Annotated in this window: 14 protein-coding genes and 2 tRNA genes; 8 read left to right on the plus strand and 8 right to left on the minus strand. The window is 71.7% G+C overall.

Annotation, left to right across the window (positions count from 1 at the left end):
* The first annotated feature begins 7 nt into the window (after positions 1 to 7).
* Together ACIP8Z_RS24795 and ACIP8Z_RS24800 are read left to right on the plus strand one after the other, a co-directional pair.
* The gene (locus ACIP8Z_RS24795) at positions 8 to 238 is read left to right on the plus strand and encodes a hypothetical protein (protein WP_319309960.1); all 231 of its coding nucleotides are present in this window, start codon (positions 8 to 10) and stop codon (positions 236 to 238) included.
* A 66-nt stretch (positions 239 to 304) separates the two neighbouring features.
* Positions 305 to 1,393, plus strand: a complete 1,089-nt coding sequence (locus tag ACIP8Z_RS24800; protein WP_402086941.1) for a PDZ domain-containing protein — start codon at positions 305 to 307, stop codon at positions 1,391 to 1,393.
* A gap of 103 nt (positions 1,394 to 1,496) precedes the next feature.
* Here the strand turns inward: ACIP8Z_RS24800 and ACIP8Z_RS24805 are convergent, their stop codons facing one another.
* The gene (locus ACIP8Z_RS24805) at positions 1,497 to 2,048 is read right to left on the minus strand and encodes a PPA1309 family protein (RefSeq protein ID WP_030320796.1); all 552 of its coding nucleotides are present in this window, start codon (positions 2,046 to 2,048) and stop codon (positions 1,497 to 1,499) included.
* A gap of 135 nt (positions 2,049 to 2,183) precedes the next feature.
* Here ACIP8Z_RS24805 and ACIP8Z_RS24810 point away from each other — a divergent pair, with 135 nt between their 5' ends.
* The 4 genes from ACIP8Z_RS24810 (at position 2,184) to ACIP8Z_RS24825 (ending at position 7,536) form a co-directional block, all read left to right on the plus strand.
* On the plus strand, positions 2,184 to 5,087 hold the full coding sequence (locus ACIP8Z_RS24810; RefSeq protein ID WP_402087490.1) for a UPF0182 family protein: 2,904 nt from the start codon (positions 2,184 to 2,186) through the stop codon (positions 5,085 to 5,087).
* A gap of 45 nt (positions 5,088 to 5,132) precedes the next feature.
* Positions 5,133 to 5,206 (plus strand) — tRNA-Met (locus ACIP8Z_RS24815).
* A 204-nt stretch (positions 5,207 to 5,410) separates the two neighbouring features.
* Positions 5,411 to 7,390 (plus strand): tetratricopeptide repeat protein, encoded by a 1,980-nt coding sequence (locus ACIP8Z_RS24820; RefSeq protein WP_402086944.1) that lies wholly within the window; start codon positions 5,411 to 5,413, stop codon positions 7,388 to 7,390.
* Positions 7,391 to 7,462: 72 nt separating this feature from the next.
* Positions 7,463 to 7,536 (plus strand) — tRNA-Met (locus ACIP8Z_RS24825).
* A 111-nt stretch (positions 7,537 to 7,647) separates the two neighbouring features.
* Here the strand turns inward: ACIP8Z_RS24825 and ACIP8Z_RS24830 are convergent.
* Positions 7,648 to 8,067, minus strand: coding sequence for a Fur family transcriptional regulator (locus ACIP8Z_RS24830; protein WP_402086946.1), 420 nt, complete (start codon positions 8,065 to 8,067; stop codon positions 7,648 to 7,650).
* A 126-nt stretch (positions 8,068 to 8,193) separates the two neighbouring features.
* Between ACIP8Z_RS24830 and ACIP8Z_RS24835 the strand changes: the two genes are divergently transcribed.
* The gene (locus ACIP8Z_RS24835; protein WP_402086948.1) at positions 8,194 to 9,645 is read left to right on the plus strand and encodes a catalase; all 1,452 of its coding nucleotides are present in this window, start codon (positions 8,194 to 8,196) and stop codon (positions 9,643 to 9,645) included.
* Between the two features lie 61 nt (positions 9,646 to 9,706).
* Here the strand turns inward: ACIP8Z_RS24835 and ACIP8Z_RS24840 are convergent, their stop codons facing one another.
* Both ACIP8Z_RS24840 and hisN read right to left on the minus strand, forming a co-directional pair.
* Entirely contained in the window at positions 9,707 to 10,093 is a 387-nt protein-coding gene (locus tag ACIP8Z_RS24840; RefSeq protein WP_402086950.1) for a cyclic nucleotide-binding/CBS domain-containing protein, read from the minus strand.
* A gap of 180 nt (positions 10,094 to 10,273) precedes the next feature.
* Complete coding sequence (hisN, locus tag ACIP8Z_RS24845) at positions 10,274 to 11,083, minus strand: histidinol-phosphatase (RefSeq protein ID WP_402086952.1); 810 nt, start codon at positions 11,081 to 11,083, stop codon at positions 10,274 to 10,276.
* Positions 11,084 to 11,204: 121 nt separating this feature from the next.
* On the opposite strand from hisN, the gene ACIP8Z_RS24850 reads away from it, so the two are divergent.
* Positions 11,205 to 11,858 (plus strand): TetR/AcrR family transcriptional regulator, encoded by a 654-nt coding sequence (locus ACIP8Z_RS24850; protein WP_402086955.1) that lies wholly within the window; start codon positions 11,205 to 11,207, stop codon positions 11,856 to 11,858.
* Here ACIP8Z_RS24850 and ACIP8Z_RS24855 read toward each other — a convergent pair.
* The 4 genes from ACIP8Z_RS24855 to ACIP8Z_RS24870 all read right to left on the minus strand — a co-directional run bounded on the left by ACIP8Z_RS24855 (position 11,750) and on the right by ACIP8Z_RS24870 (position 15,306).
* Complete coding sequence (locus ACIP8Z_RS24855) at positions 11,750 to 12,073, minus strand: multidrug efflux SMR transporter (protein WP_319309953.1); 324 nt, start codon at positions 12,071 to 12,073, stop codon at positions 11,750 to 11,752. The genes ACIP8Z_RS24850 and ACIP8Z_RS24855 overlap by 109 nt on opposite strands.
* Positions 12,074 to 12,241: 168 nt before the next feature.
* Positions 12,242 to 13,255, minus strand: a complete 1,014-nt coding sequence (gene rsgA, locus ACIP8Z_RS24860) for a ribosome small subunit-dependent GTPase A (protein WP_355962504.1) — start codon at positions 13,253 to 13,255, stop codon at positions 12,242 to 12,244.
* Positions 13,256 to 13,258: 3 nt separating this feature from the next.
* Positions 13,259 to 14,590 carry a 3-phosphoshikimate 1-carboxyvinyltransferase gene (gene aroA, locus ACIP8Z_RS24865; RefSeq protein WP_402086958.1) on the minus strand — a complete coding sequence of 444 codons (1,332 nt, stop codon included), beginning with the start codon at positions 14,588 to 14,590 and terminating at the stop codon, positions 13,259 to 13,261.
* A 20-nt stretch (positions 14,591 to 14,610) separates the two neighbouring features.
* Positions 14,611 to 15,306, minus strand: a complete 696-nt coding sequence (locus ACIP8Z_RS24870; RefSeq protein ID WP_402086960.1) for a M50 family metallopeptidase — start codon at positions 15,304 to 15,306, stop codon at positions 14,611 to 14,613.
* Between the last annotated feature and the right edge of the window lie 47 nt (positions 15,307 to 15,353).

A 15,353-nucleotide genomic window follows, 5' to 3' on the forward strand; every position in this document is an offset into this window, starting at 1 on the left:
GGTCGGGATGGCAGCGCTGGCCTGGTTGCTGATTCCGCTTTTCGCAGTCGTCGGCGCGGCGATATGGGGAAGCTGGGCTTCGAGGAACAAGACGATAGGTGACGTGGCCGAACTCGCCGGATACGCACGCTTCCGGGACGCGATGGAACGCGGCCACACCACGACCCCCGATTCCGCTCGTGCCGAGCGCGAGCCGGCCGCCGCCGCGGGCGGTGCCGCCACCTCGCCGTCGAGCTGACGCCGACCCGCCTCGTACGGACCGCCCCAGGGGTGCACCCACAGGCGAGTCCCGTACTGTCGTTCCATGCCACGCCGCACCGCGACGATGCTCGCCTCCACCCTGGTCCTGATCTGTCTGCTCATCGCGGGCGTCCTGATCCCGGTGCCGTACGCGGAGATGAGCCCGGGCCCCACGGTCAACACCCTCGGCGAGGCCAGGGGAGAGCCCGTCCTGCACATCGATGGGCGCAAGACCTACCCGACCGACGGGCACCTCAACATGACGACGGTCCGTGTGACGAGCGCGGACTACAAGATGAACGCCGTCGAGGCGGTCTACGGCTGGCTGGCCCACGACAACGTGGTGGTGCCGCACGACACGCTCTACCCGGACGGCAAGACCGAGGAGCAGTCGAGCCAGGAGAACGCCGAGGAGTTCAGCCAGTCCCAGGAGAGCGCCAAGGTGGCCGCCCTCAAGGAGCTGAACATCCCGGTCGTCTCCCGTGTGGTCGTCGGCACCGTGATCAAGGGCTCGCCCGCCGAGGGCAAGCTGCACGCCGGTGACGTGATCAAGGCCGTCGACGGGGTGGCGATCACCGCGCAGGCCGATGTCGCCAAGCAGGTCGTGAAGCGCAAGCCCGGCCAGGACGTCGTGTTCACGATCGTCCCCGCCAAGGAGGCGGCCGCCGCCGAGAAGGCCCGCGAGGAGCCCACCGTCACGAAGAAGGTGGTCATCACGACCACCACCTCGGAGGAGGGCGACCGGGCCGTCGTCGGCATCCAGGCCGGTACCGACCACGTCTTCCCGTTCACGATCGACATCAACCTGGCCGATGTCGGCGGCCCCAGCGCCGGGCTCATGTTCGCGCTCGGCATCGTCGACAAGCTCACCCCCGAGAGCCTCACCGGCGGCCGCTTCATCGCCGGCACCGGCACCATCGACGACGACGGCAAGGTCGGCCCGATCGGCGGTATCGAGATGAAGCTCGTCGGCGCGCGTGACGCCGGCGCCCAGTACTTCCTCACCCCGGCCGACAACTGCGAGAACGCCGTGCGGGACACGCCCGACGGGCTCACCCTGGTCAAGGTGGACACCATCGACGACGCCACGAAGTCCCTGGAGAAGCTCCGCGCGGGCGACACGAAGTCCCTGCCGAGCTGCTCGAAGAGCTGAGTCCGCGTCCGTACGTGAGACGCGCCGATACGTGAGACGCGTCCGTACGTGAGGAGGGGCGCCCGGTCACCGACCGGGCGCCCCTTCCGCTGTCGGGCGGAGGTCAGCTCTCGAAGGTCGCCGCCAGCGCCTCGGCGAGGCCCGGCACCAGGTCGGGGCCGGTCAGGACCTCGGTCGCGGTGTCCTTCTCGCGGAGCCGGATCGCCGCCTCGCGGGCACCGCCGCGCAGCACGGCCACGGTCATCCGTACCTCCTGGCGGTCCGGGTGGGCGGCCACCCACTTGGCGAGCTGCTTCTCGTTCAGGCCCTGCGGGACCTGGGCCTCCGCCGACGGGGGCAGCATGAGCCGCTCCACCGTCATGGCGCAGCCGGCCACGCCCGCCGGCCAGGCGATCGTGCCGAGGAATTCGTCGAGGGGCTTCCCGCGCGGCAGCTTGTCCTGCTCGATCGGGGTGTAGGCGGTGGCATCGTCACCCAGGCCCAGCTGGGAGGCGAGCGCGGGTTCCTTGGCGCGCAGCCGTGCGGTGTCGACCAGGGCGAACAGACGGGCCGGCTGGTCCCAGCCGAGGCCCGCCGCGTACTCGTCGATCTCGAGCACCGCGCGGGTGAGGGGGCTCGCGGCCATTGCCGGGCCGGAGGGGGAAACGTTGGACATGACCAATATCCTGCCTCCTCTTCCCCTGAACACGGGAACTAGGTAAAGCCTCAGTAAGTTGCACCATTGGGCTCTACGATCGCGGGGCCTGCTTTCAGACGCATCAACATCGAGGGGCGCACGTTGGCTTTCCAGATGCCGGACCGCGGCGGTAGCCCGTCCGGGCCAAGGATGAGAGTCGGCCGGCCGTCCCGGCGGGCCCGTACCCTGCTCATGACACTCGGGGTGCTGGCCGTTCTGGCCATGGCGTTCGTGATGTTCGCCGGGTTCTGGACGGACTGGCTCTGGTACCGCTCGGTCAAGTACTCGTCCGTGTTCACGACCACGCTGTGGACCAAGATCGGTCTCTTCGCCGTCTTCGGTCTGCTGATGGGGCTCGCCGTCGGCCTGAACATCTGGCTGGCGTACCGGCTGCGGCCGCCGCTCAGCGCGATGTCGCTGGAGCAGCAGAGCCTCGACCGGTACCGGATGGGCCTGGCCCCGTTCAAGAGGTGGGTGCTGCTGGCGGTCACCGCCCTGGTGGCGCTGATCGCCGGCGCGTCCGCCTCGGGCCAGTGGCGCACCTGGCTGATGTGGGTCAACGGCGTGAAGTTCGGCGAGAAGGACCCGCAGTTCGGGCTCGACGTGTCGTTCTACGCGTTCGACCTGCCCTGGTACCGCTTCCTGCTCGCCTTCGGCTTCGCCGCCGTCGTCCTGTCGCTGATCGCCGCCGCGCTCACGCACTACCTGTACGGCGGGCTGCGGATCACCAGCCCGGGCGCGCGTGCCACCGCCGCGGCCACCGGGCACCTCTCGGTGCTGCTCGGTGTCTTCGTGGCGCTGAAGGCCGTGGCGTACTGGCTCGACCGGTACGGCCTGGCTGTGAAGTCCAGCGACTTCAAGGCCACCGGCAACTGGACGGGCCTGCGGTACGTCGACGCCAACGCCTACCTGCCGGCGAAGACCATCCTGTTCTGCATCGCCGCGATCTGCGCCGTGCTGTTCTTCGCCACGCTCTGGCGCCGCACCTGGCAGCTGCCGGTGATCGGCTTCGGCCTGATGGTGCTCTCCGCGATCCTGATCGGCGGCCTGTACCCGGCCATCGTGCAGAAGTTCCAGGTCCAGCCGAACGAGCAGGCCAAGGAAGCGCAGTACATCCAGAAGAACATCGACGCGACCCGCAAGGCGTACGCGATCGACGAGACGAAGCTGGAGAACTACTCGGGCAAGTCGACGGTGAAGGCCAAGGACCAGCTGCGCAGCAACGCCGACTCGGCGGCCAGCTACCGCGTCCTCGACCCGAACATCGTGTCGCCGACGTTCCAGCAGCTGGAGCAGAAGCGGAAGTACTACCAGTTCCCGACCACCCTGGACGTGGACCGGTACGCGGGCAAGGACACCGTCGTCGGTCTCCGTGAGCTCAACATCAAGGGCATCCCGAAGCGGAACTGGATCAACGACCACTTCACGTACACCCACGGCTACGGCGCGATCATGGCCTCGGGCACGCAGACGGACGCCAACGGCTCCCCGGTCTTCACCGAGGCCGGACTGCCGACCACGGGCATGCTCGGCACGTACCAGCAGAAGATCTACTACGGCGAGAAGACCGATCAGTACTCGATCGTCGGCGGACCGCAGAAGGAGCTGGACTACGAGGAGAACGGCGAGAAGACCACCAGCTACGAGGGCAAGAGCGGGGTCAACCTCTCCAACACGTTCAACCGCGCCGCCTACGCGGTCGCGTTCAGCGAGCCGCAGATCCTCTACTCGGGGGCCATCGGCGAGGGCTCGCGGATCCTCTACAACCGCACGCCCAAGGAGCGCGTCGAGGCCGTCGCGCCCTGGCTGACCATCGACGGCGACGCCTACCCGGTGGTCGTCGACGGCCGGATCCAGTGGGTCATCGACGCCTACACGACGACCAACGGCTACCCGTACGCCTCGCGCACCACGCTCGGCGACACCACGGCCGACTCGCTGACGGTCGGGAACCAGCAGCGCGCGGTCGTCGCCCAGCAGAACCAGGTCAACTACATCCGCAACTCGGTGAAGGCCACCGTCGACGCCTACGACGGCTCGGTGAACCTCTACCAGTGGGACACCCAGGACCCGGTCCTGAAGACCTGGATGAAGGCGTTCCCGGGCACGGTCAAGGCCAAGTCCGAGATCGGCGGCGACCTGATGCGGCACCTGCGGTACCCGCAGGACATGTTCAAGGTCCAGCGGGAGCTGCTGACCCGCTACCACGTCACCGACCCCGCGCAGTTCTACAGCGGCTCGGACGCCTGGCAGGTGCCGGACGACCCGACCAACAAGGACGGCAACGCGGTTCCGCCGTACTACCTGAGCATGAAGATGCCCGGGGACACGGCGCAGCGCTTCTCGCTGACGACGACGTTCACGCCGAACGGGCGGCCCAACCTGGGCGGCTTCATGGCGGTCGACGCCGACGCCACCAGCAAGGAGTACGGCCGGCTGAGACTGCTGAGGGTCACCGAGGACGTGCCGGGTCCGGCGCAGGTGCAGAGCAAGCTCAACGGGCTGCCCTCCGTCGCCACCTTCGTCCGGGACATGAAGGGCGCCGACTCCGACATCCAGTACGGCAACCTGCTGACCGTCCCGCTCGACGGCGGATTCCTGTACGTGGAACCGGTGTACGCCCAGGGACGCAACGCGCTCTACCCGCTCCTGAAGAAGGTCGCGGTGTCGTACGTGGACGCGGACCAGCCGAACGGTGACACGACCAAGGACACCACGGTGTTCGAGGACAACCTCACCAAGGCGCTCAACGCGGTCTTCGGGGTGGACGCGCCGACCACGCCGCCGCCCACCTCGCCGACGACCCCGCCGGGCACCACCAACCCGCCGCCGGCGTCCAACGACGCCGCGCTCAAGCAGGCGATCTCGGACGCCCAGAAGGCGTACGACGCGGGCGAGGCGGCGCTGGCGAAGGGCGACTGGACGGCGTACGGCAAGGCCCAGGAGGACCTCCAGGCGGCGCTCCAGCGCGCCGCGGAGGCCGGTGCGAAGCTCAAGCCGACGGGATCAAGCGGCTGACCTGAGGTTTTCCACCCCGCGACCGTGGTACGGTTGGTTTACCGACGCGGGGTGGAGCAGCTCGGTAGCTCGCTGGGCTCATAACCCAGAGGTCGCAGGTTCAAATCCTGTCCCCGCTACTCAGAGGACGAGGGCCCGGATCCATAAGGATCCGGGCCCTCGTCGTGTGTCGGCGTGCGCGCGGGGCCCGAAGAGCGGTAGGGAAGGGGCGAGTTGGCGTGAGTCGTGTTTGACTTGTCTCTCTGTGGGCATGTCGACAAAACGCTGAGTGACCTCACTGGCTGCGGTATACCAGGTGTGCTCGGGTTGCGGGTGGTGCGACGATGGTATTTATGGGGGACAGGGCAACTCTGTTGGAGACAGGGCGGTTTGTGCAGCGGCATGCCAGGAACGCCGCGGACGAGATCATCGAGGCAGTAGGGGCCGTCGATGCGGCCGTCGACACCACCGCCGAGACCGATGCCGAGAACGAGACCGAGACCGAGGCCCGCCACCGGCGTGCCGCCGAGCGCGGCGACCTCGCCTCGATGAGCGCGCTCGGCGCGCTGCTGCTGCGCCGCGGCGACCTCGACGGCGCCGAGCCCTATCTGCGCGGTGCCACCGCCGAGGGCGACCGGGCCGCCGCCAACAACCTCGGCGTCCTGCTGCACCAGCGCGGCTACGCCGAAGAGGCCGCCGGCTGGTGGCGGGTCGCCGCCGTCGCCGGCTCCGCGCCCGCCGCCCACGCCCTCGGCCGCCACCACCGCGAGCGCGGCGACGAGCCGGCCGCCGAGTACTGGCTGCGCCAGGCCGCCGAGCAGGGCCACGCCCTCGGCGCGTACGCCCTCGCCGACCTCCTGGAGCACCGCAGCGACGTCGGCGCCGAGCGCTGGCTGCGCGCCGCCGCCGAACAGGGCCACCGCGAGGCCGCGTACCGGCTCGCCCTCGCCCTGGAGCGCCGCGCCACCGAGACCACCCGCGGCCCGCACGACACCGGCACCCGGCTCCGGGTGCCCGGCACCGGCGCGCTCGTGCCCACCGGCGCGCCCGCCACCGCCCCGGCCGCCGCGGGCACCGACGCCGCGGCCGGACGGGCCGCCGGCGAGCCCGGGGCCGAGCCCACCGAGGCCGAGCAGTGGTTCCGGCAGGCCGCCGCGCGCGGCCACCGGCGCGCCGCGCTCCACCTCGGCGCGATCCTGGAGCACCGCGGCGAGCTCAAGGAGGCCGGCCGCTGGTACCTCAGCTCCGCCAAGGAGGGCGAGGCCAAGGCAGCCTGCGCGCTCGGCTTCCTGCTCCGTGACGCGGGCGACGAGGAGAGCGCCGCCGTGTGGTGGCTGCGGGCCGCCCAGGACGGCGACGGCAACGCCGCCAACGCCCTCGGAGCGCTCCACGCGGCCAGGGGCGAGCAGCAGACCGCCGAGCGCTGGTACCGGGCCGCCATGGACGCGGGCGACGTGAACGGCGCCTACAACCTCGGGCTGCTCTGCGCCGCCCAGGACCGCATCCCGCAGGCCGAGCAGTGGTACCGCAGGGCCGCCTACGCGGGCCACCGCGAGGCCGCCAACGCACTCGCCGTGCTGCTCCTCCAGGCCGGCGACGCCAACGGCGCCGAGCCCTGGTTCTCCAAGGCCGCCGAGGCGGGCAGCGTCGACGCCGCGTTCAACCTCGGCATCCTCCACGCGGGCCGCGACGACGACCGTACGGCCCTCGTCTGGTACGAGCGGGCGGCGGCCGCCGGGCACACCGAGGCCGCCCTCCAGGTCGGCATCGCCGCCCTCCGGGACGGCGACGAGCGCACCGCCGAGCGGCACCTGCGCTGCGCGGCCGGCGGCGGCAGCGCGGAGGCCGCCTTCCGGCTCGCCTCGGTGCTCGACGCGCGTCGCCCCGACCCGGGACCGGCCGTCCTCGGCGCGCCCCGGGAGGAGAAGACCGAGTGCGAGGAGTGGTACGAGCGGGCGGCCCAGCAGGGCCACCGGCGTGCCCAGGTGCGGGTCGGCATGCTCGCCGCCGGGCGCGGCGACCTGGCCGAGGCCGACCGCTGGTACCGCGAGGCGGCCGAGGCCGGCAGCCGCAACGGCGCCTTCAACCTCGGGCTGCTGCTCGCCCGCGAGGGCAGTGAGCGGGAGGCCGCCCTCTGGTGGACCCGGGCCGCCCGGGCCGGCCACGGGCGCGCCGCGCTCCGGCTCGCGCTGCTCGCGGCGCGCCGCGGGGAGCTGACCGAGGGGCGCCGCTGGTGCGCCCGCGCGGTGGAGCTGGGTCCCGCGGAGGTCGCGGAGCGGGCGGCGCGGCTGAGCGAGGCGCTGCATCAGGAGCTGACCGCGTGACGGCGGCGTGAGGGCCGCGCGGTAATGGATTTGCGCTGGTCGCGCGGCGTCCCGTAGAGTCGGGCTTACCGACGCGGGGTGGAGCAGCTCGGTAGCTCGCTGGGCTCATAACCCAGAGGTCGCAGGTTCAAATCCTGTCCCCGCTACTCAGTAGCAACGAAGGCCCGGATCCAGTCACTGGATCCGGGCCTTCGTCGTTCCCGCGACGCGACGTCACGAGGAAGGCCCCCGCCGGAGCGGGGGCCTTCCTCGTGACGTCAGGCGGTCGTCGCGCAGCTCGGGCAGATGCCGCGGTACGTGACCTCGACGTTCGAGATCGTGAAGCCGAAGCGCTCGGTGTCCGGCAGGTCCGCCAGCGGGTCGCCGACCGGGTGGACGTCCCGGATCGCGCCGCAGCGGCCGCAGACCAGGTGCTGGTGCGGTCGGTGGGCGTTGGGGTCGTAGCGCTTGGCGCGTCCGTCGGTCGCGACCTCGAGGACCTCGCCGAGGGTGACCATCTCGCCCAGCGTGTTGTAGACGGTCGCGCGCGAGATCTCGGGAAGGCGCGCCACGGCGCGCGCGTGGACCTCGTCGGCGGTCAGGTGCACATGATCCCCGTCGAGGACCTCGGCCACGACGCGTCGCTGCGCGGTCATCCGCCAGCCGCGTCCGCGCAGTCGTTCCAACAGGTCGCTCATGGGGGCCAGGGTAACAGTCGCGCCTTCGGCTTCCCGAACAGGTGTGACTTTGGATGTTCACTTGACTTGGACAATGTCCATTGTAGGATTCTGTACGGCACACAGGGCAGGACGCAGGAGGCGCACGTGACGCAGGGACCGCTCACCACGGAGGCCGGCGCGCCGGTCGCCGACAACCAGAACAGCGAGACGGCGGGCGTCGGCGGGCCGGTCCTCGTCCAGGACCAGCTCCTGCTGGAGAAGCTCGCCCACTTCAACCGTGAGCGCATCCCGGAGCGCGTGGTCCACGCGCGCGGTGCGGGCGCCTACGGCACCTTCACGCTCACCCGTGACGTCTCGCGGTGGACGCGTGCCGCGTTCCTCTCCGAGGTCGGCAAGCAGACCGAGACGTTCCTGCGCTTCTCCACGGTCGCGGGCAACCTCGGTTCGGCCGACGCGGTGCGCGACCCGCGCGGCTGGGCGCTGAAGTTCTACACCGAGGAGGGCAACTACGACCTCGTCGGCAACAACACCCCGGTGTTCTTCATCAAGGACGCCATCAAGTTCCCCGACTTCATCCACACCCAGAAGCGCGACCCGTACACGGGCTCGCAGGAGGCGGACAACGTCTGGGACTTCTGGGGCCTCTCCCCGGAGTCGACCCACCAGGTCACCTGGCTCTTCGGCGACCGCGGCATCCCCGCCTCGTACCGCCACATGAACGGCTACGGCTCGCACACCTATCAGTGGAACAACGAGGCCGGCGAGGTCTTCTGGGTCAAGTACCACTTCAAGACCGACCAGGGCATCAAGAACCTCACCCAGGACGAGGCCGACGTCCTCGCCGGCGAGGACCCGGACTCGCACCAGCGCGACCTGCGCGAGGCCATCGAGCGCGGCGACTTCCCGACCTGGACCGTGCAGGTCCAGATCATGCCCGCGGCCGACGCCGCGCAGTACCGCTTCAACCCGTTCGACCTCACCAAGGTGTGGCCGCACGCGGACTACCCGCCGATCGAGATCGGCACCCTGGAGCTCAACCGCAACCCGGAGAACATCTTCGCGGAGGTCGAGCAGTCCGTCTTCAGTCCGGCGCACTTCGTGCCCGGCATCGGCCCGTCCCCGGACAAGATGCTCCAGGGCCGGCTCTTCGCCTACGGCGACGCCCACCGCTACCGCGTCGGCATCAACGCCGACCACCTGCCGGTGAACCGCCCGCACGCCACCGAGGCGCGCACCCACTCCCGTGACGGCTTCCTCTACGACGGCCGCCACAAGGGCGCGAAGAACTACGAGCCGAACTCCTTCGGCGGCCCGTCCCAGACGGACCGGCCGCTGTGGCGGTCCGCGCCGGTCACCGGCGCCACCGGCAACCACGCCGCCGCCGTCCACGCCGAGGACGACGACTTCAGGCAGGCCGGCGACCTCTACCGGCTGATGTCGGAGGACGAGAAGGGCCGCCTGGTCGACAACCTGGCCGGCTTCATCGCCAAGGTCTCGCGCGACGACATCGCCGAGCGGGCGATCGACAACTTCCGCCGGGCGGACGAAGACTTCGGCAAGCGGCTGGAGGCCGCGATCCAGGCCCTGCGCGGCTGAGGGCGCCTGCCGAAAGAGGGAGCGGGCCGGATTTCCGTACGGAGTCCGGCCCGCTCCCGCGTCATCCCGCGACGCTGTGCAGCGGGATCCAGCAGCGGATGATGTCCCGCACCGAGACGATGCCGACGGGACCGTGGCCGTCGAGGACCACGAGGTGACGGAACCCGCCGTGGGTCATGGCCTCGGCCGCCTCCTCCAGTGTCCAGGTGGGGGCGGCGAAGACGACGTCGTGCGTGGTGTGGGCGTCGGCGGTCTCGGTGTCGGGGTTCTGGTCGCGTGCCAGGGACTTGAGGATGTCCCGTTCGGTGAGGATGCCGATCCCGGCGTCCCCGTCCAGGACGACGGCCGCGCCGACGCGGCGCGCCGTCATCAGCCGGGCGGCCTGTCGGAGGGTGTGTGCGGGGCCGATGGTGAGGACCACGGTGCTCATGGCGTCGCGGACGAGCATGGGCGGAGCCACCTCCTTGGTGAAACGTTCCCGCGTTCAACGAGAACCGATTCACAAGTTCACAAGTGGGGGGACTCTCAGAGTGGCACCGGGGGAGGGGCCCGACAAGGGGGCGCGCGAGGCGCCTCCGGGGAGTGTCGAGGGCGCTCGAACGCGGGCGTTCTACCGGGCGACGGAGGCTCAGCCCGCCGCGTTCTCCTGGTTGAGATAGCTCAGCAGCTCGCCGTGGAGCAGGCCGTTCGAGGCCGCCGCGTTTCCGCTGTGCGGGCCGTGGCGGCCGTCGAGCCCGGTGTACGTACCGCCCGCCTCCTGGACCACGACCGCCACGGCGGCCATGTCCCACAGCGACAGCTCCGGCTCCGCGCAGATGTCCACCGAGCCCTCGGCGACCATCATGTACGGCCAGAAGTCGCCGTACGCCCGGGTCCGCCAGCACGCGCGCGTGAGATCCAGGAAACCGTCGAGGCGGCCCTGCTCCTCCCAGCCGCTCAGCGAGGAGTACGCGAACGAGGCGTCCTCCAGGGAGGCGACCTTGGAGACCCCGATCCGGCTCGCCGAGGCGAGGCTGCGCCCGGTGTACGCCCCGAGGCCCTTCGCCGCCCACCAGCGCCGACCGAGCGCCGGGGCCGACACCACGCCCACCACCGGCTGGAAGCCGGTCTCCCCGGCCTCCATCAGGGCGATCAGGGTCGCCCAGACGGGCACCCCGCGCACATAGTTCTTCGTACCGTCGATCGGGTCGATCACCCAGCGGCGCGGGCCCGAGCCCTCCACGCCGTACTCCTCGCCCAGGATCGCGTCGCGCGGCCTGGCGCGCTGGAGCTGCCCCCGGATCAGTTCCTCTGCGGCCTTGTCGGCCTCGCTCACCGGAGTCATGTCCGGCTTCGTCTCGACCTTGAGGTCGAGCGCCTGGAACCGGTCCATGGTGGCCGCGTCGGCGGCATCCGCGAGGACATGGGCGAGACGCAGATCATCGTGGTAATCGGCCATGGTCGGCACTCTATCTCCGTGTGATCCCCGCGCGGAGAACCGTCCACCGGCGCCCCTTGACAGTGCGGGGGCCCCTGCCGACGCTGAGCACGGAAACGATTCCCCGGCCCGGGAGGCGCCGATGCCGACTGCCCGCGAGGCCCTGCTCGACGCCGCGCTCGCCGCGCTCGCGCACCGGTCGTGGTCCGCCGTCCGCATGGCCGACCTCGCCGTGGCCGCCCGGGTCTCCCGGCAGACCCTCTACAACGAGTTCGGCAGCAAGGAGGGCCTCGCCCGCGCCCTGGCGCGCCGCGAGGCCGACGCCTATCTCCAGGGCGTCCGGCGACTGCTCGCCGCCCCGGCGCCGCCCGAGCGGAACCTGGTCGTCGTCGCCGAGTGGATCGTCGCCCGGGCCGCCTCCCGGCCCGTGCTGCGGGCCCTGCTCACCGGCGCCTGGGACGAGCGGCTGCCCGCGCCCCGGCCCGCCAGGCCCGGGGCGCGGCCCGCGGCCGTCCCCGCGCAGCGCCGCGCCGACGAGGGGCCGCCGGCGCCCGGCGAGCTGGTGGCGGCGACCGTGGCCTGCGCGGAGGAGTCGTGGGCGGTGGGCTGCGAACTCGCGGTCCGGCTGGCCCTCAGCCATGTCGTGGCGCCCGCGATCCCCGCCCTGGAGGAGCGGCGGGCGGACGATCAGTGCGCCGAGCCGGACAGCTGGAGCCCGATCACGCCGGCGATGACCAGGCTGATCGAGATGATCTTGAGCGTGGAGACCACGTCACCGAGGAAGATCATTCCGTAGATCGCCGTCCCGGCCGCCCCGATCCCGGTCCACACCGCGTACGCGGGACCCACGTCGAGCTTGCGCAGGGCGAGCGTGAGGAGGCCGAAGCTGCCCAGGGCGAAGATCGCGAACGCGACCGTCGGCCACAGCCGGGTGAACCCGTGCGAGAGCTTCAGGCAGACCGCGAACCCCGTCTCCAGAAAGCCCGCCACCACCACCAGCAGCCACGCCATCGTCAGTGCCTCCCACGCCGTCGGTGACTGCTTCGTCGCACTTGGTGCGATTATGCACTTACCGATCGTGGTCGTCCGTAAACGCGTACGGCGCGGCAGCCCGCAAACGCGGGCGGCCCGGCGGGACGGTCCAGGAAGGGTGCCTCAGCGGCTCGGGGGCTCAGCGACTCAGTCGCCCTCGCGCCGCTCCCGGGTCGCCAGCAGGCGGCGCAGCGAGACGAGCCGCGCCGGATCGGCGTGCCCCTCCGCCACCCACGCGTCGAGCGCGCAGTCCGGCTCGTCGTGGCTGCACGCGCGCGGGCAGTTCTCCGTCCCCGGTACGAGATCGGGGAAGGCGAGGATGACCCGGGACGGGTCGACGTGGTGCAGACCGAAGGAGCGGACGCCCGGGGTGTCGATGACCCAGCCGCCCTCCTTGTCGTTCAGCGGCAGGGCGAGCGCGGAGGTGGTGGTGTGCCGGCCGCGGCCCGTGACCGCGTTGACGACACCGGTGGTCCGTCGCCGCTCCGGCGGGACCAGGGCGTTGACCAGGGTCGTCTTGCCGACGCCGGAGTGCCCGACGAACGCGGTGGTCCGGCCCTTGAGGTGCTCGTGGACCCGCTCGGCGGCGACCCCGTCCACGAACTCGTCGCGCGTGGTCACCACGTACGGCACACCGAGCGCGCCGTACATGTCGAGGAGGTCGTCCGGCGGCGCCAGGTCCGACTTGGTGAGGACGAGCAGCGGGGTGAGGCCGCCGTCGTACGCGGCGACCAGACAGCGGTCGATCAGACGCGGGCGCGGCTCGGGGTCGGCGAGGGCGGTGACGATCGCCAGCTGGTCGGCGTTGGCGACGACCACCCGCTCGTACGGATCGTCGTCGTCGGCCGTGCGGCGCAGCACCGAGCTGCGCTCACCGATCCGCACGATCCGGGCGAGGGTGTCCTTCTCTCCGGACAGGTCGCCGACGAGCGAGACGCGGTCGCCGACCACGGCGGCCTTGCGGCCCAGCTCGCGCGCCTTCATCGCGGTCACCGCCCGGTCGTCGACCAGGACGGTCAGCCGGCCGCGGTCGACGGTGAGGACCATGCCCTCGACGGCGTCCTCGTGCTTCGGGCGGATCGTGGTGCGGGGACGGGTGCCCTTGCGGTTGGGCCGCTGGCGGATGTCGTCCTCGTCGGTGTGCTTGCCGTAACGCCGCATGGTTCAGGCCCCGAGCATTTCGGTCCACATCCTCGGGAAGTCGGGCAAGGTCTTCGCCGTCGTGGCCACGTCCTCGATCTCCACGCCCTCGACCGCGAGGCCGATGATCGCGCCCGCCGTCGCCATGCGGTGGTCGTGGTACGTGTGGAAGACGCCGCCGTGCAGCGGGCGCGGGCGGATGTGGAGACCGTCCTCGGTCTCGGTCACGTCGCCGCCCAGCTCGTTGATCTCCTTGGTGAGCGCCGCCAGCCGGTCCGTCTCGTGCAGCCGGAGGTGCGCGACCCCGCGCAGGGTCGACGGGGAGTCCGCGAGGGCCGCGACCGCCGCGATGCCGGGCGTCAGCTCGCCGACCTCGCCGAGGTCCACGTCGATGCCGTGGATCCGGCCCGTACCGGTGAAGGTCAGGCCCGCATCGGTCAGCTCGCAGGAGCCACCCATCTCGGTGAAGATCTCCCGCAGCGCGTCACCGGGTTGGGTGGTTCGCGCCGGCCAGTCCGGGACCGTGACACGGCCGCCGGTGATCAGGGCCGCCGCCAGGAACGGCTGCGCGTTCGACAGATCGGGCTCGACGACCAGGTCCCGGCCGCGCAGCGCGGAGGGAGCCACCCGCCACACGTTCGGGGCACCGCCGTGCTCCGGCTCGTCGACCTGGGCGCCGACCGCGCGCAGCATGTCGACCGTCATCCGGATGTGCGGCAGCGAGGGCAGCCGCGACCCCACGTGCCGTACCTCGACGCCCTGGTTGAAGCGGGGCGCGGACAGCAGCAGGGCGCTCACGAACTGGGAGGACGAGGAGGCGTCGATCTCGACGGTGCCGCCGTCCAGGCCACCGGCGCCGTGCACCGTCATGGGGAGGGCGCCGCGGCCCTCGTCGTCGACGCGGGCGCCGAGCGCGCGCAGCGCGTCGATCACGCCGTGCAGCGGGCGCTCGTGGGAGCGGGGGTCGCCGTCGAAGCGCACGGGGCCGTCGGCGAGCGCCGCGACCGGGGGCAGGAAGCGCATCACCGTGCCGGCGTTGCCGACGTCGACGGTGGCGGGGCCGCGCAGCGGGGAGGGGATGATCCGCCAGGCCTCGCCGGAGCCGTCGGGGCCCACGCCCTCCTCGATCCTCACCCCGAGGGTGCGGAGCGCCTCGGCCATCAGGAGGGTGTCGCGGGAGCGCAGCGGGCGGCGCAGCCAGCCCGGCTCGGACGCCAGCGCGGCCAGCACCAGGGCGCGGTTGGTGACCGACTTCGATCCGGGCACGGTGACGGTCGCGTCGACGGCGCCGCGGGCATACGGGGCGGGCCAGAGGTCGGTGGGCGGGTCGGTGTGCGCGGTGGTGGCTGCGGTCATGGACTCACTGTACGGGGGAGTCAGAAGCCCAGGAGCCAGCGCCCGCCGCCGATCAGGGCGGAGATCGCGACCGCGTGGAAGAAGACCAGCCACACTCCGGCGGGCACATGGGTGAGCCGCGAGAGCTGGTCCGCGTCCGAGTCGGGGGCGCCGCCGTGGCGCCGCTTCAGCTGGAGCTCGAAGGCCGGGCGGATGCCGCCGAGCAGCAGGAACCAGACCACGGCGTACGCGAAGACCGACTGGACCTCGGGGGAGGTCAGCCAGGAGACGAGGAGGAACGCGGCGCCGGTGAGCAGGACGGTGAGGATCCCGTAGGCGTTGCGGACCATCACGAGCATCGCGAGGAGCAGGGCCGTCGCCACCCACAGCAGCAGGGTCACCCGATGGGTGCCCAGCAGGGCGGCGCCGCCCAGGCCGAGCAGCGGGGCGGCGGGGTAGCCGGCGGCCAGGGTGAGGACCACGCCGAGGCCGGTCGGGCGGCCGCGGCTCACGGTCAGTCCGCTGGTGTCCGAGTGCAGCCGGATCGCTTCGAGGCGCCGGCCGGTGGCGAGGGCGACGAGGCCGTGGCCGCCCTCGTGGGCGATGGTGATCGCGTTGCGGGCGAGCAGCCATATGCGGCGGGGCGCGGTGACGGCGAGGGCGGCGACGCCGGTGGCGATCACCAGCCACTCGGCCGGAGCGGCCTGCGGGCTGAAGAGGTCCATCGAGAGGTCCATCTTTCGGGCCGCTCCTCGGGGGGTCGGGGATCGTGGCAGTGTGGCAC

It is taken from the genome of Streptomyces sp. NPDC088553 (assembly GCF_044752965.1).
Taxonomy (GTDB): Bacteria; Actinomycetota; Actinomycetes; order Streptomycetales; family Streptomycetaceae; genus Streptomyces.

Bases quoted from the DNA above. Each gene is read 5' to 3' on its own strand.
- ACIP8Z_RS24795 (WP_319309960.1), top strand. From the start codon at position 8: ATGGCAGCGCTGGCCTGGTTGCTGATTCCGCTTTTCGCAGTCGTCGGC.
- ACIP8Z_RS24800 (WP_402086941.1), top strand. From the start codon at position 305: ATGCCACGCCGCACCGCGACGATGCTCGCCTCCACCCTGGTCCTGATC.
- ACIP8Z_RS24805 (WP_030320796.1), bottom strand. From the start codon at position 2,048: ATGTCCAACGTTTCCCCCTCCGGCCCGGCAATGGCCGCGAGCCCCCTC.
- ACIP8Z_RS24810 (WP_402087490.1), top strand. From the start codon at position 2,184: ATGCCGGACCGCGGCGGTAGCCCGTCCGGGCCAAGGATGAGAGTCGGC.
- ACIP8Z_RS24820 (WP_402086944.1), top strand. From the start codon at position 5,411: ATGGTATTTATGGGGGACAGGGCAACTCTGTTGGAGACAGGGCGGTTT.
- ACIP8Z_RS24830 (WP_402086946.1), bottom strand. From the start codon at position 8,067: ATGAGCGACCTGTTGGAACGACTGCGCGGACGCGGCTGGCGGATGACC.
- ACIP8Z_RS24840 (WP_402086950.1), bottom strand. From the start codon at position 10,093: ATGCTCGTCCGCGACGCCATGAGCACCGTGGTCCTCACCATCGGCCCC.
- hisN (WP_402086952.1), bottom strand. From the start codon at position 11,083: ATGGCCGATTACCACGATGATCTGCGTCTCGCCCATGTCCTCGCGGAT.
- ACIP8Z_RS24850 (WP_402086955.1), top strand. From the start codon at position 11,205: ATGCCGACTGCCCGCGAGGCCCTGCTCGACGCCGCGCTCGCCGCGCTC.
- ACIP8Z_RS24855 (WP_319309953.1), bottom strand. From the start codon at position 12,073: ATGGCGTGGCTGCTGGTGGTGGTGGCGGGCTTTCTGGAGACGGGGTTC.
- rsgA (WP_355962504.1), bottom strand. From the start codon at position 13,255: ATGCGGCGTTACGGCAAGCACACCGACGAGGACGACATCCGCCAGCGG.
- aroA (WP_402086958.1), bottom strand. From the start codon at position 14,590: ATGACCGCAGCCACCACCGCGCACACCGACCCGCCCACCGACCTCTGG.
- ACIP8Z_RS24870 (WP_402086960.1), bottom strand. From the start codon at position 15,306: ATGGACCTCTCGATGGACCTCTTCAGCCCGCAGGCCGCTCCGGCCGAG.